Genomic DNA, 22,470 nt, shown 5'->3' with positions numbered 1-22,470 from the left:
GCGTTTTTGTTATCAGGCATGCGCCACCGGCGTCGGATGTTCGCCCGCTTTGCGCAGGAGCATCATCAAATAGATGAACGACACGCTGGCAATCATCACAAACAGCAGACTGTCAGAGTAGCTCTGCATCAGCGAGGCCGTTAGCGTCGGCCCCAGCAAGCTACCGATGGTATAACTCAGCAACAGCGCCTGGTTCATAGCCACCAGCTGATGCGGCGCCACTTTTTCACAAGCCCAGGCCATTGCAACCGGGTAAAGCGTAAAACCGGCGGCGCCAAGCACAAACAGGGTCGGCCCCATGGCGGCATTGCTCAGCATTGCCATGCAGCCCATGATGACCACAAACACTTGTACGCGCAGAACCAGCAGACGGCCAAAACGGTCCGCCAGCTTACCTATCGGCCATTGACCAACAATGCCGGCGCAGACCATTACCGCCATCCAGAAACCGATACCGGAATCGCTTACGCCTTGATGGTTAAGGTAGAGAGGCATCAGGCCATAGAGCGAACCCAGCACAATTCCGGAAATAATACAGCCATTAACGCCCAGACGCGCATGACGCAGGCGCAGCATAGGCCAGACATGGGTCGTTTCCTGCTGCTCGCCATGGTGATTTACGATGCGGGTAAAGATAAGCGGCAGAATACCCGTAATAACTATTCCGGTAACCCATGGCAGCACATTCATCAGCTCAGTTGAAACCTTGCTGACCAATAACTGTCCAGCAACAGTGCCGACGTAATAAACCATCATATACGCGGCGAGCAGTCGCCCCCGGTTGCGCGACGTTCCGCTGCACATCAGCGCGCTTTCCACCACGACCCAAATCATGGCGCATCCTACCCCGGCGATGAAGCGCCAGGCGAACCAGCTCCAGAAACCCACCATTAATCCAAGACCAGCACACCCGGCAGCAAAAATAATCGAGGCGATATAGTAGCTGCGGTTAAAACCCAGCTTTTTAATCAGCGCGCCCGTAATCAGCGTGCCGAGTAAATTGCCGGTGAAATAAGAGGAGCTGACCATACCCACCTGCCAGGTAGGCAGATTTTCATGGGCGAGCCAAAGCGGCACCAGCGTATTTAAAACCGCTATCGCCAGGGTCAACAAAAGCAGGCCACAGAGCAGAAGCAGCACTGGCCGGGTATAGATAGACATTGGAGCTAAACCGTGAGGATTAAAGAAAATTCGTGCGCATCATGCCACTGGCGCAACTAAAGTCAATGTGCCGCTGCGCCCCATTAACACGATTTGTTTACTAACGATGAAGAGTATTGATTCTGCGCCGGGCTTTAGCGAAGCACTGACTATTTAACTCGTTGTTATAGAAATCTTTATCAGAAAAGAACAGTGAAAAATCAGAAGAAAAAATTCATCGAACGCAGCGCTGTTTTTCACAAGCAAAAATCATAAAAAAAGCGCCCGCAGGCGCTTTTTATTAACCGGTAAAATTAACCGATAAATTCGAGACCCTTCATATACGGACGCAGCACTTCCGGGATTTCGATGCGGCCATCCGCCTGCTGGTAATTTTCCAGCAGCGCAACCAGCGTACGGCCTACCGCCAGGCCAGAGCCGTTAAGGGTATGCACCAGACGTGTTTTCTTGTCAGACTTGCTGCGACAGCGCGCCTGCATACGACGAGCCTGGAAATCCCAGACGTTGGAGCAAGAAGAAATTTCACGGTAGGTGTTCTGCGCCGGCACCCAGACTTCGAGGTCATAGGTTTTGCAGGCGCCAAAACCCATATCGCCCGTACAGAGCAGCACCTTACGGTACGGCAGGCCAAGCAGTTGCAACACCTTTTCCGCATGCCCGGTCATCTCTTCCAGCGCGTCCATGGAATCTTCCGGACGAACAATCTGCACCATTTCGACTTTATCGAACTGATGCATGCGAATAAGGCCTCGGGTATCACGACCATAAGAGCCCGCTTCTGAGCGGAAGCACGGCGTGTGCGCGGTCATTTTTACAGGCAGCGACTCTTCTTCCAGGATCTCATCGCGCACCAGATTAGTCAGCGGCACTTCCGCAGTCGGGATCAACGCATAATTGCTGCTGTCGGCCTCTTCTTCCAGCGGACGAGTATGGAAGAGATCGCCCGCAAATTTCGGCAGTTGCCCCGTACCATATAGCGTGTCGTGGTTAACCAGATAAGGTACGTAGTTTTCGCTGTAACCATGCTGTTCGGTGTGCAGATCCAGCATGAATTGCGCCAGCGCGCGGTGAAGACGCGCAATCTGCCCTTTCATCACCACAAAACGGGAGCCTGTCAGCTTAACCGCGCTGGCGAAGTCCAGCCCGCCGTGCATTTCGCCCAGCGTAACGTGATCGCGTACGTCGAAATCGAACTCGCGAGGCGTGCCCCAGCGGCTGACTTCTACGTTGTCGTTTTCATCTTTGCCAACCGGCACGCTATCGTCCGGCAAGTTCGGGATAGTCAGCGCGATGTCGCGGATTTCCGCCTGCAGCGCGTCAAGCTCGGTTTTGGCTGTATCCAGCTCTTCGCCCAGCTTGTTGACTTCAAGACGCAATGGCTCAATATCTTCTCCGCGCGCTTTCGCCTGGCCGATGGATTTCGATCGCGAGTTACGCTCAGCCTGCAGGTTTTCAGTTGTAACCTGTAAAACCTTACGACGCTCTTCAAGAGCGCGCAGCTTATCTACGTCCAGCTTAAAGCCCCGGCGTGCCAGTTTTTCAGCGACTGCGTCTGGCTCGGTACGCAGCAGATTGGGATCGAGCATGCTTATCCTGTGCTTATCGAATTGAAATGGAAGGCGACCGCAGCCTGCGGACGCGAAAAAATACAGAGATAACCTTACCGCAACGCCCGCGCTAGCGGTAGCGTTTTGTGGGGCTTTTCTGATCCTGTTCAGCAAGCCAGGCGAGCTTTTCGCCAATCTTGCCCTCAAGGCCTCTGTTTGTCGGGTGATAATAGCGAGTTTGTGCCATTTCGCTTGGGAAATACTCTTCACCAGCGGCATAAGCGTTGGGTTCGTCATGGGCGTAACGGTATTCCTGCCCATATCCCATCTCTTTCATCAATTTGGTAGGCGCATTGCGTAAATGCACAGGCACATCGTAATCGGGGCGCTCGCGGGCATCGCGTAACGCCGCCTTAAAGGCGGTATAGACGGCATTACTCTTCGGCGCGCAGGCGAGATAAACAATCGCCTGCGCGATTGCACGCTCCCCTTCCGCAGGGCCAACGCGAGTAAAACAATCCCAGGCGGAAATCGCCACCTGCATGGCGCGCGGGTCGGCATTGCCGACATCTTCCGACGCGATAGCCAGACAGCGGCGCGCCACATAAAGCGGATCGCCGCCTGCGCTAATTATTCTTGCGTACCAGTAAAGCGCGGCATCAGGGGCGGAGCCGCGCACCGACTTGTGCAGGGCTGAAATCAGATCGTAAAAGCGATCGCCTTTATTATCAAAGCGCGCGCTGCGTTCGCCAGCGATTTCAGTCAATAGCTCAGGCTTCAGCACACGCTTGCCCGCATCGTCCGCTTCCGCCATGTCAGCCATCATTTCCAGCGTATTAAGGGCGCGTCGGGCGTCGCCGTTAACCAGTTCGGCTATTGCCCGGCGGGTCTCTTCAGGCAGAACGATATCTTGCCCGCCATAACCGCGATGGCTATCGTTCATGGCCTGCTCGAGCACCTGCTCGATATCGTCAGCTGTCAGCGATTTCAGCAAATAGACACGGGCCCGGGAGAGCAGCGCCGAGTTAAGCTCAAACGAAGGGTTTTCTGTGGTAGCGCCAATAAACGTAATGGTGCCGTCTTCAATATGCGGCAGAAAAGCATCCTGCTGACTTTTATTAAAGCGATGGACCTCATCCACAAACAGAATTGTACGCCGACCCGCGTTACGGTTCTGACGCGCGCGCTCAATAGCTTCGCGGATCTCTTTTACCCCGGAAGTGACTGCAGAGATGCGCTCCACATCCGCATTAGCATAGCGGGCGATCACTTCCGCAAGCGTTGTTTTGCCGGTGCCTGGCGGCCCCCAAAGTATCATGGAATGCAGGTGCCCGGCCTCGATAGCTCTGGGCAACGGTTTGCCCGCCGCCAGCAAATGCTGCTGACCGATATATTGCGCTAAGTTTTCTGGCCGCATGCGAGCGGCCAGAGGCTGAAAAGCGTTATCGGAAAAATCGAGCGACAGATTGCTCACCCGCACCTCTGTTTACTTACGCTGATCGTCGACGGTTACGCCCTGCGGCGGCGTGAAAGTAAACTTACTCATTTCCACCGCGCCGTTCTGCTGAGTTTTCAGCTGATAACTGCTGCGCTGGTCATCCTGTTCGACCGCGCTGAATTGATGGATGGTGCCATCACGCCCAACATTGATGGTGAATTGCTTCAGATTGCCGCTGGCATTCTTTGGCGTGAGCACAAAGTCATCACCGTTCTGTTTAATATTATACTGCTGCCAGTCGGCGGTCTGGTTACGGGCAATCAACATAAACGGCGTATTGCTGGTTGCGTCCTTAAGCCAGGTCGCGCTGGCCTGCTCTACAAACGGATTATAGAACCAAAGCGTTTTTCCGTCTGAAACCAGCACGCTTTCGTCGGGCTGGGTCATATGCCAGTTAAACAAATTAGGACGTTTTACCCATAAATCGCCCTGGCCTTCCTGTACTGCCGCGCCGCTGCCGTCGGTCACTTTCTGAGTGAAGGTGGCGTGGAAGCTGCTCACCTTATCGAGGCGGGATTTCAAATCGCTGGCGGCATCCGCCCAGACGCTACTTACGGTAAAGGCAGAAAGTAAAGCACAGGTAATAGCGATTTTTTTCATTGTTATTCCTCAGATTCACGAGTTCCCGATACGGGAAAACTTTCTGTCGGTAACTGTAGCCAGATAAGCGCGACGGCCGACAGAAGAAAATGCTGATTTTTTGCTTGCTTACCTAACTTTGCAAAAAACCTTATCAAGAGTTAAACAGGAAGCGCCTCGCATTGGTAAAGGATGACGAGGCGCACCGGCGTTATTCAAAAGGTGGAGGCGCAAGCACTTCACGGTTGCCATTATGGCCCTGTTCGCTGACGATGCCCTGCATTTCCATCTGCTCAATAATCCTCGCCGCACGGTTGTAACCGATACGGAATTGACGCTGAACGCCGGAGATGGAGGCCTTGCGTTTTTCCACCACAAAGGCGACAGCCTGGTCGAACAGCGGGTCGAGTTCTTCGCCGCCATCAAAACCGCCGCCACCGCCTTCGCTGTCGCCGTCGGAGGTAATGCCTTCGACATACTGTGGACGACCGCGCGCCTTCCAGTCCTGTACGACTGCGTGAACTTCCTGGTCTCGTACAAATGCGCCATGCACACGTACCGGGATAGAAGAGTTCGGGCCGGAATAAAGCATGTCGCCCATGCCAAGCAGCGATTCTGCACCGCCCTGATCGAGAATAGTACGTGAGTCAATTTTGCTGGATACGGTAAAGGCGATACGCGTCGGAATGTTAGCCTTGATAAGGCCGGTAATCACATCCACAGAAGGACGCTGGGTCGCCAGCACCAGGTGGATCCCCGCCGCACGCGCTTTCTGCGCGAGACGTGCGATCAGCTCTTCCACTTTCTTGCCGACCGTCATCATCAGATCGGCGAACTCATCCACCATCACCACGATATAAGGCAGTTTTTCGAGTACCGGATGCGTGGCGTCCATACTGTCGCCCGGCTTCCAGTAAGGATCCGGGATTGGACGGCCCATGCGTTCGGCTTCCATGATCTTCTCGTTGTAACCGGCAAGGTTACGCACGCCAAGTGCCGACATCAGCTTGTAGCGGCGTTCCATCTCATTAACGCTCCAGCGCAGAGCATTGGCGGCGTCTTTCATGTCGGTGACTACTTCCGTCAGAAGGTGCGGAATACCTTCATAAACGGAAAGCTCCAGCATCTTCGGATCGATCATGATAAAGCGCACCTCTTCCGGGGTCGCTTTATAGAGCATGCTGAGGATCATGGCGTTAACACCGACCGATTTACCTGAGCCGGTGGTGCCCGCCACCAGCAGGTGTGGCATTTTCGCCAGGTCAGCCACGACTGGCTCGCCCGCAATATCTTTACCCAGTACAACCGAGAGCGGTGAAGGGTTATCGCGGAACTTATCGCAATCCAGGACTTCACGCAGATAAACCGTCTGGCGTTTTTTGTTAGGTAACTCAAGCCCGACATACGGTTTGCCGGGAATGACCTCGACTACACGGACAGCAACCGTCGAGAGGGAACGAGCCAAATCGCGCGAAAGGTTAGAAATACGAGCGGCTTTAACGCCTGGCGCCAGATTCAACTCAAAGCGCGTGATAACCGGGCCTGGCGAGTAGTTCACCACGTCGGCTTTAATACGGAAATCCGCCAGACGCGCTTCCACTAAACGTGCCATCTGTTCCAGCGCGAACGTATCCACAGGCTCCACCTCAGCAGGCGGAGAGGAGAGCAGATCCAGCGAAGGAAGCGGGGTGGTAGGTTTATGCGTTGGTCGCGCTTCGCCGTTACGCATCAGCAACGGATGGATAAGCCCGCCGGATGAGGAAGGCGCAGACTGTTGCGAATGAGATACCGGCTGCTGCGGCTGAGCCTGGTAAGCAGGCTGCTGAATCGGCTGCGGCTGAGCCTGGTAAGCAGGCTGCTGAACCGGCTGCGGCTGAGCCTGATAAGCAGGCTGCTGAACCGGCTGCGGCTGAGTCTGGTAAGCAGGCTGCTGAACCGGCTGCTGCGGCTGAGCCTGATAAGCAGGCTGTTGTACCGGCTGTGATGGGTTTTGCTGAACAGGCGGTGCAGGCGGTTCAACAAAACCCGGCGTAAATAAGGGTTCGCTCGGGCCATCGTCTACCAGTGCTTTCGTCGGTGAGAAATCAAAATCATCCAACGAAAAAGACGCTGCGCCCGGCGGCTGCTGCGCAGCATAACGTTGCTGCTGCGATGAGGCGAACTGGCGCGCCAGCTCCGCCTGTTCAGCAGCATCGTCATCATCCTGCATCTGCTCAGCAGCAAAAGTCTCACCGTAACGCTGCTCTTGAGAAGAAGCGAACTGGCGCGCCAGTTCATCCTGCTGCAGCGCTTCCGCTTCTTCATCAGTCATGTGCGCCTGTTCGGTCTGACGTCGCTCAGCTTCACGCGCCTGCTCTTCCGCCATGCGCTGTGAAGGCAGCTTAATGCCATAAGAAGCAAGCTCGCGGCGAGTAGGAACGCGTACGCGATTCGGGCGAGGCAACTGCGGGCCAATGCCCTCTTTTACTTGTGGGCGAGGCGCATCGCTGGCGATGCTAAAGAGAGGCGCGGCGGCCGTAGCAACGGCTGCAGCTTTCGCCACTTCTTTTACAACCGGTGCGGCAGAGGAAACAGGCAAATCGATCGATTGGGCCTCATCCATACCGAATGGCACGGACGAAGAAACGGACGGCGCAGTAAAAGCAGGTTTGGCGGCAGGCGCTGGCGCGGCTTCCGGCTGAACCGGATCCGGCACAGGCTGATACCAGGCTGCCAGTTGCTCACGCTCGCGAGCGCGTTGCGCTTCTACCTCTTCAAAATGGTAGAGCGGCGGCCGGACAGGTTTGGTTTCCTGCGGCTCGGCGACAGGCTCGTGTACTGGCGCAACAGGTTCTTCCCAGGCGTGGTGAACCGGCTCCTGCGCAGGTGCTTCCCAGGCATGTTGACTCACCTGAGCGTGAACAGGCTCATCCCAGGAGTGAGAAGAAGGCGCCGATTCAGGTTGTGCAGGCGCGACAGACGGCTGCCACTGTTGCGTGGAAGCGTAATCCTGCACTGGTTCGTTCCAGGGCTGATGCTGCGGCGGCGTTTGCGGCTGCATGGCGCCCGGCTGGGTGAGATAGTTTTCCGGCGCGGGCGCGATAACCGGCTCCGGCCCCTGTACCGTCGGCGCATGCTGCCACGCCACAGGAGATGCCTCCATAGTGCTTTGCGGCGCAGCGGTAGCAACAGGCGCAGCGGGCGTTACCGCCTCTTCGGGCGCGGCCCAGGCCTGCGCAGCGGTAGTTGCAGCCGCGGCGGCGGCGACAGGCTCGGTTACCGGGTAGCCATTAAGCAGCGGATCGCTTTCATCGACATAATCCTGCGTCACGCGATGACCGGAAAAGAGCACGTCGTCCGGATCGGCGGCAACGCCGCGCGCGCTATAATGCACTTCGTCTTCATCATCCATGCGTTTGCCGGAAAAAAGCGCCGCATCGGTTTTACGCCCGACAGGGTTGGCGAATTTCTCAGCGAGGCGTTGACGACGGGCTAATGCGCCACGAAGAATACGGGCGCGGCGGGATTCGCCTTTCGCTTTAACAGGCGCACGCTCGTCCTCTTCATCATGCTCTTCGTCTTCATCTTCGTATTCGTAATCATCATCCTGCCAGGTGTCATCGCGACGGGTACGGTTACTGGCAAAAGTCAGTACGCTTAACACGACGCTGCCGATTTTTTCCGCGATGCTAACCCACGACCAGCCGGTAAACAGCGTCAGACCTGCGCCCCAGACGCATAAAAGCGCGATAGTGCCGCCGCTGCTGTTAAGCAGCGGCATCATGGCGGTGCTGAGGAGACTGCCGATTACGCCGCCAGAAGCGAAATACCAGATATCGTCGACGTTAATCGCCGCCAGGCCGCAGGAGGTGAGGATAAGCGCAATCACGCCGATTAAACGCAGCGAAACGGCGAAATAGTCAATGTAATCATCATTGCTGCGATGACGCCAGGCGAACCAGCAGCCGCCGACGATAATCACCGGGATGGTGTATGCCATTACGCCAAAGACGAAAAACAGCGTATCGGCAAGCCAGGCCCCAGGCGCGCCGCCCAGATTATGGATGGGTTCATGCCAGGCGGTTTGCGACCAGCTTGGGTCGGAAGGATTGAAGCTCAGGAGCGCGGCCATCAGCCAGACGGCAAACAGCACAACGAGAATTAGCATCGCCTCGAGCAAACGGCGACCGCTGCTTAACTTTGTCAGTGTGACTTCTTTGTCTTCGGTGTATTCCTGGCTCAAGAAAGGCTCTCCAGGTCCTTATTACTAAAACGGACAACAGTGCCGGGTTACCCCGACACTGTCGCTGTATGGATTAACAGGAGTGTACTCAAACTGCGCCCGGTTTGCACCACTTGCGCATTAACGAGTCTTGATAACCAGACGATTGCTCTGTTTAACCTCTTCCATTACTACGTATGTGCGCGTGTCGTTCACGCCAGGCAGACGCAGCAAGGTTTCACCGAGTAATTTACGGTACGCGGACATATCCGGCACACGCGTTTTCAACAGGTAGTCGAAATCGCCAGATACCAGATGACACTCCTGAATTTCTTCAAGTTTTTGCACTGCGGCGTTAAATTGCTCAAACACATCCGGCGCGCCGCGATTCAGAGTAATCTCAACAAAAACCAGCAGTGATGCATCCAGATAATGCGGGTTCAACAGCGCCGTGTAGCCCTGAATAAAACCCTGTCTTTCCAGACGACGAACGCGCTCAAGGCACGGCGTCGGTGAAAGTCCCACTCTTTTTGAAAGCTCGACGTTAGAAATACGCCCATCCTTTTGCAGCTCATTAAGAATGTTACGATCGATACGGTCGAGATCTTTGCCAGGGCGCTTCTTGCTATCTACCATTATTATTGTCTCTCTGTATTCCTTCCCTACACCTGCCACTACCCTGTTCACTTCACTGTTCAGGGTCTAATGTAAGAAGACCGTTGCCCACAGGCAGCCGCTGACATCACGCATGGCGTCTGTCCACACCATGCGTAGATTTCAATGACCCGGATAAATTGCACGCCTCTCGATGCGCTAATGCGCTTAAACCAGAGCAAATGCTATTTTCTTCCTCGAATGTTTTCGCAAAAGCGCAGGGGATTGTCAAAGCAAAACATCTTTTTTTAGTAGAACGTGCCAGATACTGATAACGACCAGCGATTATTCCTCATTTTATCACCTGATAGCGTGGCGATTATTAGAAGTAAATTTAATAATCAAAACGGGTGATATTTACGCATTCATCGGTCCGTTCTATTACACATATCGTTAACAAAATTGTTGCGCCCTTTTTTTACCCCGCCAAATTCCCTACAATCCAGCCCATTGTCTGCCAACAACAATGAGGATCTCATGGGCACGGCTAAACACAGTAAGCTGCTTATTCTTGGCTCTGGCCCCGCGGGTTATACCGCTGCGGTCTATGCTGCGCGCGCCAACCTGAACCCGGTTCTGATTACCGGTATGGAAAAAGGCGGCCAGCTCACTACTACCACAGAAGTGGAAAACTGGCCGGGCGACCCGCACGATCTCACCGGGCCGTTGCTGATGGAGCGTATGCATGAGCATGCGGCAAAGTTCGAGACGGAAATTCTCTTCGACCATATCAATAAAGTGGATCTGCAAAACCGTCCGTTCCGCCTGACGGGCGACAGCGGCGAATACACCTGCGACGCGCTGATTATTGCCACTGGCGCCTCGGCCCGCTATCTGGGTCTGCCTTCAGAAGAAGCATTCAAAGGCCGCGGCGTTTCCGCCTGCGCTACCTGTGACGGCTTCTTCTACCGCAACCAGAAAGTCGCGGTTATCGGCGGCGGCAACACAGCAGTGGAAGAAGCGCTTTACCTGGCGAATATTGCTTCCGAGGTGCATCTGATCCACCGCCGCGACACCTTCCGCGCGGAAAAAATCCTTATCAAGCGTCTGATGGATAAAGTGGAAAGCGGCAACATCGTGCTGCACACCAACCGTACGCTTGAGGAAGTAACCGGCGATCAGATGGGCGTGAGCGGTCTGCGCATTCGCGATACCCAAAATACCGATACCGTCGAGTCGCTGGAAGTGGCGGGCCTTTTTGTGGCTATCGGCCATAGCCCGAACACCGCTATCTTTGAAGGCCAACTGGAACTGGAAAACGGCTATATCAAAGTGCAGTCCGGTATTCATGGCAATGCGACTCAGACCAGCGTGCCTGGCGTTTTCGCGGCAGGCGACGTGATGGATCATATCTATCGTCAGGCGATTACCTCCGCCGGCACAGGCTGTATGGCCGCGCTGGATGCAGAACGCTATCTTGACGGCCTGGCCGAAAACAACAGCTAATTCTGCGTGTTGAACAAGGCGACTAATCAGTCGCCTTTCTTTTGCCCCCGTTGTAACATTGCGTGCACCTCCGCCGCCCGGCGGACTTAATGGACTTTCACCTGCTTATTGCACGCCATGAATAAAACCCGTCAACAAGAACTGACACGCTGGTTAAAACAGCAAAGTGTGATTTCCCGCCGCTGGCTTAATCTGTCTCGCCTGACAGGCGTTATTAGCGGCGTGCTGATTGTCGCTCAAGCCTGGCTGCTTGCTTATCTGCTCAACAGCATGATCATGCAGGCCATCCCACGTGAGGCGCTGCTATTGCCATTTGCGCTGCTGGTTATCGTTTTTATTCTGCGCGCCTGGGTAGTCTGGGTGCGAGAGAAAATCGGCTTTCGCGCGGGTCAGCACATTCGCGCGCATATCCGACGCCTTGTGCTGGACCGTCTGCAGCAGGCGGGACCTGCCTGGATTCAGGGGAAACCCGCAGGCAGTTGGGCCACGCTTATCCTTGAACAAGTAGAGGATATGCATGACTTTTATGCGCGCTATTTGCCGCAAATGGCGCTGGCGGCCAGCGTACCGTTGTTGATTGTGCTGGCGATTTTTCCGTCTAACTGGGCGGCGGCGTTAATTCTGCTTGCCACCGCGCCGCTTATTCCGCTCTTTATGGCGATGGTGGGAATGGGCGCGGCGGACGCCAACCGTCGTAATTTTCAGGCGCTGGCCCGTCTTAGCGGCAACTTCCTGGACCGGCTTCGGGGTATGGAAACGCTGCGCCTTTTCAACCGGGGGGCGGCGGAAACCGAGCAAATCCGTCGCGCTTCTCAGGACTTTCGTCAGCGGACAATGGAAGTGTTGCGTCTCGCCTTTCTTTCATCCGGCGTACTGGAATTTTTTACCTCGCTTTCTATCGCGCTGGTCGCGGTTTACTTTGGTTTCTCTTATCTCGGCGAGCTGAATTTCGGCCACTATGGCGCAGGCGTTACGCTGGCCTCCGGCTTTCTGGCTTTGATTTTAGCGCCGGAGTTTTTCCAGCCGTTACGCGATCTTGGCACGTTTTACCACGCCAAAGCCCAGGCCACAGGCGCGGCCGACAGCCTGAAGACGTTTCTGGACACGCCTCTACAGCATCCGGAACGCGGTACGGTTGAGTTGCCTGCCACAGGCGCCGTCGCGCTTGAGGCAAAAAACGTCATGATTTTGTCAGCGGAAGGGAAGCGTCTGGCAGGTCCGCTGACTTTTTCTTTGTCTGCGGGGCAGCGAGCCGTCCTGGTAGGCCAGAGCGGCGCGGGAAAAAGTTCGTTGCTCAATCTGCTGTCCGGTTTTTTGCCTTATGAAGGTTCTGTTCTCGTTAACGGCACGGAACTGCGCGAACTGACGCCTGAAAGCTGGCGTCGCCAGCTGAGCTGGGTGGGCCAGAACCCGCAATTGCCCGCCGCCACGATCAGGGAAAACGTGCTGCTCTCTAATCCGCAGGCCAGCAATGCCGCGCTGGATGCGGCGCTGGAAAAAGCCTGGGTGAAAGAATTCCTGCCGCTGCTGCCTGAAGGAGTGGATACGCCGCTCGGCGATCAGGCCTCGCGTCTCTCGGTAGGTCAGGCGCAGCGGGTTGCCGTTGCGCGCGCCCTGCTCTCGCCCTGCGGCCTGCTGCTGCTTGACGAGCCGGCCGCAAGTCTGGATGCCCATAGCGAGCGGCGTGTACTGCAGGCGCTGGACGCCGCATCAACGCAACAAACCACGCTCATGGTAACGCATCAGCTTGATTACCTCACGGCCTGGGACACCATCTGGGTAATGCGCGACGGCCAGATTATCGAGCAAGGCGATTTTGCAACGCTTGCCGCGGCGCAGGGTCCTTTCGCCGCGCTGCTGGCTCATCGTCAGGAGGAGATTTAAATGCGCGCTTTGTTACCGTACCTTGCGCTCTATAAACGCCATAAATGGCTGCTGATGCTGGGCATTATATTGGCTATCGTCACGCTGCTGGCGAGTATTGGTTTGCTGACGCTCTCCGGCTGGTTTCTTTCCGCCTCAGCGGTGGCCGGCGTGGCGGGCGTATACAGCTTCAACTATATGTTGCCTGCCGCAGGTGTGCGCGGCGCCGCGATAATCCGTACCGCCGGCCGCTACTTCGAGCGGCTGGTAAGCCACGATGCCACCTTCCGTGTGCTGGAACATTTGCGAGTATTTACTTTCAGCAAGCTGCTGCCCCTTTCCCCCGCCGGGCTGGCGCGCTTTCGTCAGGGCGAATTGCTGAACCGGCTGGTGGCGGACGTCGATACGCTCGATCATCTCTACTTGCGGGTTATCTCGCCCTTAGTGGGCGCCATGGTGGTAACGGGGGTAGTCACGCTGGGTTTGAGCCTGCTGGATACCACTCTCGCGCTGACGCTGGGCGGCATTATGCTGGCTACGCTGCTGCTCTTGCCTCCCCTTTTCTATCGCGCGGGTAAACCGACAGGCGAAGCGCTGACCCATTACCGCGCCAGCTATCGCCAGATGCTTACCGCCTGGCTCCAGGGCCAGGCGGAGTTAACTATTTTCGGCGCCAGCAACCGCTATCGTGATGAGATGGAACATAACGAACTTGTCTGGCATGAGGCGCAACGTCGCCAGGCGGGCCTGACGGCGTTATCTCAAGCAGTGATGCTGCTTATCAGCGGCGTAGCGGTCGTGCTGATGCTCTGGATGGCTGCAGGCGGCGTAGGGGGTAACGATTCGCCAGGCGCCCTGATCGCCCTTTTTGTTTTCTGCGCGCTGGCGGCATTCGAAGCCCTTGCGCCCGTTACCGGCGCTTTCCAGCATTTAGGCCAGGTTATCGCCTCAGCGCGACGCGTTACGCAGGTGATTGAGCAGAAGCCGGATGTTATTTTTCCAGACGGCGCTCAGTCTGTTCCTGAGCAGGTAGCGCTGACGCTGGATGGCGTCTCTTTCAGCTACCCAAACCAAACGCAGCCTGCGCTTCGCGGCGTTACGCTCGATATTGAAGCGGGCGAACATCTCGCCCTGCTGGGCCGTACAGGCTGTGGAAAGTCAACGTTGCTGCAACTGCTCACCCGCGCATGGGATGTCTCGTCCGGGGCCATTAAGCTTAATGGCGAGCGGATTGAAACGCTCAGCGAAGCCACCCTTCGCGCCGCCATCAGCGTAGTGCCGCAACGCGTCCATCTCTTCAGCGCAACGCTTCGCGAAAACTTGCTGCTCGCCTCACCCGCTGCGAGCGACGAAGCGCTGCGCGCCGTACTTAAACGGGTAGGTCTGGAAAAGCTGCTGGAAGGGAACGGTTTAAATGCCTGGCTTGGCGAGGGCGGCCGCCAGCTTTCCGGCGGCGAGCTGCGCCGTCTGGCTATTGCGCGCGCGCTATTGCATGATGCGCCTCTGCTGTTGCTGGATGAGCCGACTGAAGGTCTGGATGCCGAAACGGAAAGCCAGATCCTTGATTTGCTTGCTGACGTATTAAAAGCAAAAACCGTGCTGATGGTGACGCATCGTTTGCGAGGTTTAGCTCGTTTTAACCGAATAATTGTGATGGACAACGGTGAAATTATTGAGCAAGGTAATCACGCTGAATTAATGGCGTCAAAGGGGCGTTATTACCAGTTTCGCCAACGCCTGTAGACTATGATTGAACGATTACTTGCCGCGTAGTATGGAGACACGAAGTCATGCGTCTGGTGCAGCTTTCTCGTCATTCTATCGCCTTCCCTTCGCCTGAAGGCGCGCTGCGCGAGCCCAACGGGCTGCTGGCGCTGGGCGGCGATTTAAGTCCGGCGCGTCTGCTTATGGCCTACCAGCACGGCATCTTTCCCTGGTTTTCGCCGGGCGATCCTATTCTCTGGTGGTCGCCCGACCCGAGAGCGGTGCTTTTCCCTGACCGGTTCCACTTAAGCCGAAGCATGAGGCGTTTTCACCGTCAGTCCCCTTACCGCGTAACGCTGAATTATGCGTTTGAGCGGGTGATTGAGGGCTGTGCGGAAGATCGCAGCGACGGCACCTGGATTACCCCGGAAGTGGTTATCGCCTGGCAAAGGCTACATGAACTGGGGCATGCGCACTCTATTGAGGTCTGGCAGGGAAACGAACTGGTGGGCGGTATGTATGGCGTCGCTCAGGGCGCGCTGTTTTGCGGCGAATCGATGTTCAGCCGTCGGGAAAACGGTTCTAAAACGGCGTTGCTGGTCTTTTGCGAGTACTTTATGCAACAAGGCGGCCAGCTTATTGATTGTCAGGTGCTTAACGCTCACACCGCCTCGCTTGGCGCGACGGAGATTTCCCGGCGCAGTTACCTGAACTGGCTTGATGAATTGCGTTTGCAGTCCTTGCCAGGCGCATGCTGGGTGCCTAAAACCCTCTTTACCGGCATGCGCTGAAGGCTAAGCAATGTTTTCGGCACATTTTTTGTCAGGGTGTTATACTACAGCACGCAGAATTAATCAGCGCATTTTCCCTCCGCCGCTTGGGACTGGCAGGCATCAGGTAACGCCCTCACCGTTTATCTCATCGCTCCCGTTTATGCCAGCGCCGTCCGTGCGAGGGAGCTTCGCGCAACGCATACAGAATTAACCTTGCGGTGAATTTGCCCGCAAAATCTTTACTTAACAGGTGAACTTCGGCATTATCTTGCCGGTTCAAAACTACGGTAGTGATACCCCAGAGGATTAGATGGCCAAAGAAGACAATATTGAAATGCAGGGTACCGTTCTGGAAACGTTACCGAACACCATGTTCCGCGTTGAGCTGGAAAACGGTCATGTGGTAACGGCCCATATCTCCGGTAAAATGCGCAAAAACTACATCCGCATTCTGACGGGCGACAAAGTGACTGTTGAACTGACCCCGTACGACCTGAGCAAAGGCCGCATTGTCTTCCGTAGTCGCTAAGCATTTCCGCGCGCCGCTGCGGCGGTGACGCCAGAAAACAAAAAGGCCGGGATAATCCCGGCCTTTTTTATCAGCTTGCGCTATCAGTGCGCCGTTTCCGGCTTGTGTTTCTGCGCGCCATGGAAATTGTAGGTTAACTGGTCTTTCTCTTTATCCAGCGCCACAATCACCTGGCCGCCATCCACCAGCGTACCGAACAACAACTCGTTCGCCAGCGGCTTCTTCAGGTTGTCCTGGATGACGCGAGACATTGGGCGCGCGCCCATCGCACGGTCATAGCCTTTATCCGCCAGCCAGTCGCGCGCTTCCTGACTCACCTCAAGCGACACGCCTTTCTGGTCCAGCTGCGCCTGGAGTTCGACAATAAATTTGTCGACCACCTGATGAATCACCTCGGTTGAGAGATGGTTGAACCAGATGATGTTGTCCAGACGGTTGCGGAACTCCGGCGTAAACACTTTCTTGATCTCTTCCATCGCATCGGTGCTGTTATCCTGATGGATAAGACCAATCGATTTACGCTCGGTTTCACGCACGCCGGCGTTAGTTGTCATCACCAGAATAACGTTGCGGAAGTCCGCTTTGCGGCCGTTATTGTCGGTCAGCGTGCCATTGTCCATGACCTGCAGCAGCAGGTTAAAGACATCCGGGTGCGCTTTTTCAATCTCATCAAGCAGCAGTACCGCGTGCGGATGTTTGATTACCGCATCGGTCAATAGCCCACCCTGATCAAAACCAACGTAACCCGGAGGCGCGCCGATCAGACGGCTCACCGTATGACGCTCCATATACTCGGACATATCAAAGCGCAGCAGTTCAATGCCCAGGGCTTTTGAAAGCTGCACCGTCACCTCGGTTTTCCCAACCCCGGTCGGACCGGCGAAGAGGAATGAACCAACGGGTTTACGATCGTGTCCCAGCCCTGCGCGGCTCATCTTAATGGCTTCGGTTAACGCCTCGATGGCTTTATCCTGACCAAACACCAGCATTTTCAGGCGATCGCCCAGGCTCTTGAGCGTATCGCGGTCGCTTGCCGAAACGCTTTTTTCAGGGATTCGGGCAATACGTGCGACGACTGATTCGATGTCCGCCACGTTGATGGTTTTCTTACGTTTGCTGACTGGCATCAGACGCGCGCGCGCGCCCGCTTCATCAATAACGTCAATCGCCTTGTCAGGCAGATGGCGATCGTTGATGTATTTCACCGCCAGCTCCACCGCTGCACGTACCGCTTTAGCGGTGTAACGTACGTCATGGTGCGCTTCATACTTCGGCTTCAGGCCATTAATTATCTGTACCGTTTCATCCACGCTTGGTTCAGTAATGTCAATTTTCTGGAAGCGACGCGCCAGGGCGCGGTCTTTTTCGAAAATGTTGCTGAACTCCTGATAGGTAGTGGAACCCATCACGCGAATTTTACCGCTTGAGAGCAACGGCTTAATCAGGTTGGCGGCATCCACTTGCCCGCCGGACGCGGCGCCCGCGCCGATGATGGTGTGGATCTCGTCAATAAACAGAATGCTGTTGCTATCCTGTTCCAGCTGTTTAAGCAGCGCCTTAAAGCGTTTTTCAAAATCGCCGCGATATTTCGTTCCCGCCAGCAGCGAGCCGATATCCAGCGCGTAGATGGTGCAATCAGCCATCACTTCCGGCACGTCGCCTTGTACGATGCGCCAGGCAAGCCCTTCAGCAATAGCGGTTTTGCCTACGCCCGACTCGCCCACAAGCAGCGGGTTATTTTTACGGCGACGGCAGAGCACCTGAATGGTCCGCTCCAGCTCTTTATCACGCCCAATCAGCGGGTCAATGCCGCCGACGCGAGCAAGCTGGTTAAGATTGGTGGTGAAGTTTTCCATACGCTCCTCCCCGCCTGCTTGCTCTTCGCTAACTGGATTAGTGTGATCGGACGACGGGTTAGGTTCGTCCTTACGGGTGCCGTGGGAGATAAAATTCACCACGTCCAGCCGGCTCACTTCGTGCTTACGCAACAGGTAAGCCGCCTGGGACTCCTGCTCGCTGAAAATCGCCACTAAGACGTTTGCTCCCGTCACTTCGCTGCGACCGGAAGACTGGACATGGAACACCGCGCGCTGCAGCACGCGCTGGAAGCTAAGCGTCGGTTGCGTATCGCGCTCTTCTTCACTGACGGGCAGTACGGGTGTGGTTTGTTCGATGAAGGCCTCAAGTTCCTGACGAAGCGCCACCAGATCCACCGAGCACGCTTCCAGCGCCTCGCGAGCCGATGGGTTACTGAGCAAAGCCAGTAACAGATGCTCGACGGTCATAAACTCATGTCGGTGCTCGCGCGCTCTGGCGAAAGCCATATTTAAACTGAGTTCCAGTTCTTGGTTGAGCATAGGCACCCCCCTCAATTGTCTGCCTTATTCAGGCTTTTTCCAGCGTACACAACAACGGATGCTCGTTTTCCCTCGCGTATTCGTTCACCATGGCCACTTTCGTCTCCGCGACCTCTGCGGTGAAAACGCCGCAGATGGCTTTTCCCTGATAGTGAACTGTCAGCATCAGTTGCGTTGCACGTTCTACATCATAAGAAAAGAACTTTTGTAGCACGTCAATAACAAATTCCATCGGCGTGTAATCATCGTTCATTAATATAACTTTATACATAGATGGCGGTTTTAGCGCTTCGCGCAATTCATCTTCCGCCAACTGGTCAAAATCTAACCAACCCTTCGCTTTACCCATTGCCAGTCGTCATGATGTGGTTAACGGTTTTGCCAGGCATCGCCTGACGGTTCTGGTTGAGTGAATACGCACCCTGAATCTACCTTAGCAGCCCGATAACAATCCCCTATCACTGCCATTCGCGAGCTCTGTCACATTAACGAAAATAGCGTTAACTGCTTCAAATTTTTGATTCATTTTTGCCCGACTCACCCCTGTGTACGCTTGACGCAAAGCTTGATTTATCTAAATTGTACAAGCGTGAGTTGGCGAGGTTTTGAACAGCCCGCCCTTACCCACCGGTTCATTCCATCTTACTCAATAAGACTTATGAAGGATGTCGAAGCATGGAGACGGGTACTGTTAAATGGTTCAATAACGCCAAAGGCTTTGGTTTCATCTGTCCTGAAGGCGGCGGCGAAGATATCTTCGCGCACTACTCCACCATTCAAATGGATGGTTACAGAACGCTAAAAGCCGGACAAACGGTCAGGTTTGATGTACATCAGGGCCCCAAAGGCAACCATGCCAGTGTCATCGTGCCCTACGAAGCAGAATCGGTTGCGTAACTCTTCTGTTTCATTGTGTACATCCCGCACTTAAAATGCCAGTCCAGATGACTGGCATTTTTCTTCACTCACGCGCCAGCGCGTCGACAGGGTTAAGCCGGGCGGCGTTGCGCGCCGGCAGCCAACCGAATATCACGCCTGTCGCCGTAGAGCAAAGAAACGCAGTCGCCAGCGCCAACGGCGAAAAACCGATTTCCCAACCTGGCAGGAAGATCTGAAGCAGGAAGGCTATCAGCAGCGAGAGCGTAATGCCGAGCGCGCCGCCAACGAGGCAGACCAGCACCGCTTCTATCAAGAATTGCTGCAATACATCGCCCGCTCTGGCGCCTACCGCCATACGAATACCGATTTCCCGCGTACGCTCGGTCACTGATACCAGCATGATATTCATCACCCCAATACCGCCTACCAGCAAAGAGATGACCGCCACCAGAGTCAGGAAGAGCTGAAGAGTACGTGTGGTCTTTTCCGCCGTTTTCAACAGGCCATCCATATTCATAATGAAAAAATCTTTCTTGCCGTGGCGCAACGTTAACAAGCGGGTTAATTGCTGCTCCGCTTGCGCGCTGTCATAACCTTCATTGACGCGCACCGTAATGGAGTTAAGCCACGATTGCCCCATCATCCGCCCGGCCATGGTGTCATAAGGCAGCCAGGCGCGCAGGATTTTGCTGCTGCCGAACATCGATTGCTTCTCTTCGGCGACGCCAATGACCGTCGCAGGCATATTGCCGACCAGGACGATTTCTCCTGTCACGCTCGCTTTATTGGGGAACAGCTGGCGGCGGGCGTTCTGGTCCAGCACCACGACCTGGGCGCGCCCTTTTAATTGTTCCTCATTAAAGGTATTGCCTTCACTGAAGGTCATTCCATAGACGTTGAAATACTGCCCGCTCACGCCGTTGGCGCTGGCGGCCACATCCACATTGCCATAGCGCAGACGCACGTTTTGCGAAAGCGCAGGCGTCGCGGAGCGCACCCAGGGCTGCTTCGCTATGGCCGTCAAATCGTCATATTTCAGCGCCTGCTGATACTGCGGATCGTCGTCGCCAAAATCTTTTCCAGGGTAGATATCAATCGTGTTCGTTCCTATCGAACGGATATCCTGCAGCACCAGCTGTTTCGCCGCATCGCCCACCACCACAATGGAAACCACCGAAGCGATGCCGATGATAATGCCGAGCATGGTAAGCAGCGTGCGCATCTTATTAGCCGCCATCGCAAGCCAGGCCATGGTCAGGGCCTCGCGAAAGCTGCTGACAAACTGCTGCCATGCGCCGGATGACCGCGACGCTTCATTCAGCGCCTTCGCTCGCGCCTCAGGCTTGCGAGGCGAAGGATTACTGATAATCTCCCCGTCGCGAATTTCAATGACGCGTTCCGCCTGCGCCGCCACGGTCGGATCGTGGGTAACGATAATCACCGTATGACCGCGATCGCGCAGTTGCTTGAGCGTTGCCATCACCTCTTCGCCGGAGTGGCTGTCGAGCGCGCCAGTGGGTTCATCCGCCAGAATAACCTGACCGCCGTTCATCAGCGCGCGGGCGATACTGACGCGCTGCTGCTGACCGCCGGAAAGCTGCGAAGGCTGATAGTCGACGCGCTCAGCCAGCCCCAGCCGGGCAAGCAGTTCGCGAGCGCGCTGCTGACGCAGCTTACGACCAAGCCCGGCGTAAATGGCGGGCACCTCTACGTTTTGCGTCGCCGTCAGATGCGAAAGCAAATGGTAGCGTTGAAAGATAAAACCAAAGTGCTCGCGCCGCAGCCGCGCCAGTTCATCGCTGCTTAACGTCGAGACATCAACGCCTGCAACCCGGTAGCTGCCGCTGGTCGGGTTATCAAGGCAGCCGAGAATATTCATTAGTGTCGACTTGCCAGAGCCGGAAGCGCCGACAATCGCCACCATCTCGCCGGCTTCAATGGAAAGCGAGATCCCCTTTAGCACTTCGACCTGTTCTTCCCCGGAGGGATAGCTGCGGCGGATCGCTTTTAGCTCAAGCAACGCGCTCATGGCGCGCTCCCTTCGGCGGCGCGTCCGATAACAACCTCATCGCCCTCCTCAAGCCCCTTCACCACTTCGACCTGCGTATCGTTGCGCGCGCCGAGGGTGACTTCACGCTCGCGGGTTTCGCCGTTACGCAACAGCGTCACTTTATAGCGGTTATCGCCCACCGGGTCGCCCAGCGCGGCCAGCGGAATGGTCAGAACATTTTTCACGCCGCTCAGTTGAATATGCACCTGCGCGGTCATCTCCAGGCGCAGCACGCCCTGCGGGTTCGGCACTTCAAAGCGAGCGTAATAGAAAATAGCGTCGTTAATTTTCTCCGGGGTCGGCAGAATGTCTTTCAGCGTACCCTCATATCGCGTCAGCGGGTCGCCCAGTACCGTAAACCAGGCTTTCTGACCGGGTTTGAGATGAATAACATCCGCTTCTGAAACCTGCGCCTTGACCAACATGGTGCTGAGATCGGCAAGAGTGAGAATATTCGGCGCCTGTTGCGCCGCGATGACAGTTTGTCCCTGCAGGGTGGTTATCTGCGTCACTTCGCCCGTGATGGGAGCCGTAATGCGGGTATAGTCGAGATTGGTTTTCGCGGTATCCAGCGAGGCCTGGTTACGCTTAATCTGCGCATCGATAGTGCCGACCTGCGCCTCTTTTACCGCCAGCTCGGTTGCCGCAGTATCTAAATCCTGGCGTGAAATCGCCTGTGTCTGCGCCAGTTGGCGCTGGCGGGCGAGCGTGACTTCAGCAAGCTTCAGCTCCGCCGCCGCCTGGCGACGCTGCGCGCGCAGCTCCATCAGCGTGGCTTCCACCTCTTTGATCTGGTTTTCCGCCTGCTCAGGATCGATAACGCCCAGCAGCTGATCTTTCTTTACTTTATCGCCAATGCTGACCGACAGCGTTTTTAGCTGCCCGCTGACCTGCGCGCCCACATCCACTTTTCGCAGAGCGTCGAGCTTACCGGTGGCGAGCACGCTTTGCGCCAGGTCGCCTTTGCGCACAATCATGGTCTGGTACTGCGGCAGCGGCGCATTAAGCGCTCGCCAGAGCCAGATGCCTGCAATCAGCACCGCCAGCGCCAGCAACAGATAGCGTTTTTTAATTTTTCCCTTAATTTTCATAATGGTCCTGATTATCTGAACGGGCTATCTCACTTTGCCGCTTAATTTTAAACAGAATCTCAACGAAACCCTACCTGCTTAATCAGGTCGCTGGCGCATTGACATTACGTTGAAGGAGGGGGCGGTGAAATAAGGGCT

General features: G+C 55.6%; 16 protein-coding genes. 6 read left to right on the top strand and 10 right to left on the bottom strand.

The genetic code is table 11. The annotated features are described in order from the left end of the window. Positions 1 to 12 precede the first annotated feature (12 nt). The 6 genes from MT962_RS03530 to lrp all read right to left on the bottom strand — a co-directional run bounded on the left by MT962_RS03530 (position 13) and on the right by lrp (position 9,622). Entirely contained in the window at positions 13 to 1,161 is a 1,149-nt protein-coding gene (locus tag MT962_RS03530; RefSeq protein WP_247364589.1) for an MFS transporter, read from the bottom strand. 293 nt (positions 1,162 to 1,454) lie between these two features. Beyond that, positions 1,455 to 2,747, bottom strand: coding sequence for a serine--tRNA ligase (gene serS, locus MT962_RS03525; protein WP_247364587.1), 1,293 nt, complete (start codon positions 2,745 to 2,747; stop codon positions 1,455 to 1,457). Positions 2,748 to 2,838: 91 nt separating this feature from the next. Further along, positions 2,839 to 4,182, bottom strand: a complete 1,344-nt coding sequence (rarA, locus tag MT962_RS03520; RefSeq protein WP_024557011.1) for a replication-associated recombination protein RarA — start codon at positions 4,180 to 4,182, stop codon at positions 2,839 to 2,841. Between the two features lie 12 nt (positions 4,183 to 4,194). Next, a complete protein-coding gene (lolA, locus tag MT962_RS03515) occupies positions 4,195 to 4,806 on the bottom strand; it encodes an outer membrane lipoprotein chaperone LolA (RefSeq protein WP_247364585.1) in 612 nt (203 codons plus the stop codon). Positions 4,807 to 4,996: 190 nt separating this feature from the next. Further along, entirely contained in the window at positions 4,997 to 9,007 is a 4,011-nt protein-coding gene (gene ftsK / locus MT962_RS03510; RefSeq protein WP_247364582.1) for a DNA translocase FtsK, read from the bottom strand. Positions 9,008 to 9,127: 120 nt separating this feature from the next. Further along, the gene (gene lrp / locus MT962_RS03505; RefSeq protein WP_000228469.1) at positions 9,128 to 9,622 is read right to left on the bottom strand and encodes a leucine-responsive transcriptional regulator Lrp; all 495 of its coding nucleotides are present in this window, start codon (positions 9,620 to 9,622) and stop codon (positions 9,128 to 9,130) included. Between the two features lie 495 nt (positions 9,623 to 10,117). Between lrp and trxB the strand changes: the two genes are divergently transcribed. From trxB to infA, 5 genes are all read left to right on the top strand, one after another. Beyond that, positions 10,118 to 11,086, top strand: coding sequence for a thioredoxin-disulfide reductase (gene trxB, locus MT962_RS03500; RefSeq protein ID WP_024555386.1), 969 nt, complete (start codon positions 10,118 to 10,120; stop codon positions 11,084 to 11,086). Positions 11,087 to 11,203: 117 nt separating this feature from the next. Further along, positions 11,204 to 12,970 carry a cysteine/glutathione ABC transporter permease/ATP-binding protein CydD gene (gene cydD, locus MT962_RS03495; RefSeq protein ID WP_247364581.1) on the top strand — a complete coding sequence of 589 codons (1,767 nt, stop codon included), beginning with the start codon at positions 11,204 to 11,206 and terminating at the stop codon, positions 12,968 to 12,970. After that, entirely contained in the window at positions 12,971 to 14,692 is a 1,722-nt protein-coding gene (gene cydC, locus MT962_RS03490; protein WP_247364580.1) for a cysteine/glutathione ABC transporter ATP-binding protein/permease CydC, read from the top strand. It abuts the gene before it with no gap. A gap of 47 nt (positions 14,693 to 14,739) precedes the next feature. Then, positions 14,740 to 15,444, top strand: coding sequence for a leucyl/phenylalanyl-tRNA--protein transferase (aat, locus tag MT962_RS03485; RefSeq protein ID WP_247364576.1), 705 nt, complete (start codon positions 14,740 to 14,742; stop codon positions 15,442 to 15,444). Positions 15,445 to 15,736: 292 nt separating this feature from the next. Further along, positions 15,737 to 15,955: a translation initiation factor IF-1 gene (gene infA, locus MT962_RS03480; protein WP_001040187.1), complete on the top strand. Its 219-nt coding sequence runs from the start codon at positions 15,737 to 15,739 to the stop codon at positions 15,953 to 15,955. Between the two features lie 83 nt (positions 15,956 to 16,038). On the opposite strand, the gene clpA is transcribed toward infA, so the two are convergent. Together clpA and clpS are read right to left on the bottom strand one after the other, a co-directional pair. Then, positions 16,039 to 18,312, bottom strand: a complete 2,274-nt coding sequence (gene clpA / locus MT962_RS03475; protein ID WP_024556065.1) for an ATP-dependent Clp protease ATP-binding subunit ClpA — start codon at positions 18,310 to 18,312, stop codon at positions 16,039 to 16,041. A 28-nt stretch (positions 18,313 to 18,340) separates the two neighbouring features. Continuing rightward, positions 18,341 to 18,661 carry an ATP-dependent Clp protease adapter ClpS gene (gene clpS / locus MT962_RS03470; protein ID WP_024556064.1) on the bottom strand — a complete coding sequence of 107 codons (321 nt, stop codon included), beginning with the start codon at positions 18,659 to 18,661 and terminating at the stop codon, positions 18,341 to 18,343. A gap of 326 nt (positions 18,662 to 18,987) precedes the next feature. Here clpS and cspD point away from each other — a divergent pair, with 326 nt between their 5' ends. Further along, on the top strand, positions 18,988 to 19,209 hold the full coding sequence (gene cspD, locus MT962_RS03465) for a cold shock-like protein CspD (RefSeq protein ID WP_024556063.1): 222 nt from the start codon (positions 18,988 to 18,990) through the stop codon (positions 19,207 to 19,209). A 64-nt stretch (positions 19,210 to 19,273) separates the two neighbouring features. Here cspD and macB read toward each other — a convergent pair whose 3' ends face one another. Together macB and macA are read right to left on the bottom strand one after the other, a co-directional pair. Beyond that, positions 19,274 to 21,220, bottom strand: coding sequence for a macrolide ABC transporter ATP-binding protein/permease MacB (gene macB, locus MT962_RS03460; protein WP_247364573.1), 1,947 nt, complete (start codon positions 21,218 to 21,220; stop codon positions 19,274 to 19,276). Further along, the gene (gene macA, locus MT962_RS03455) at positions 21,217 to 22,332 is read right to left on the bottom strand and encodes a macrolide transporter subunit MacA (protein WP_048888400.1); all 1,116 of its coding nucleotides are present in this window, start codon (positions 22,330 to 22,332) and stop codon (positions 21,217 to 21,219) included. Before macA ends, macB begins: the two co-directional genes overlap by 4 nt. Positions 22,333 to 22,470 lie beyond the last annotated feature (138 nt).

It is taken from the genome of Franconibacter sp. IITDAS19 (genome assembly GCF_023079515.1).
GTDB classification, from domain to species: Bacteria; Pseudomonadota; Gammaproteobacteria; order Enterobacterales; family Enterobacteriaceae; genus Franconibacter; species Franconibacter pulveris.
This window is presented reverse-complemented; position numbering and strand designations above follow the sequence as displayed.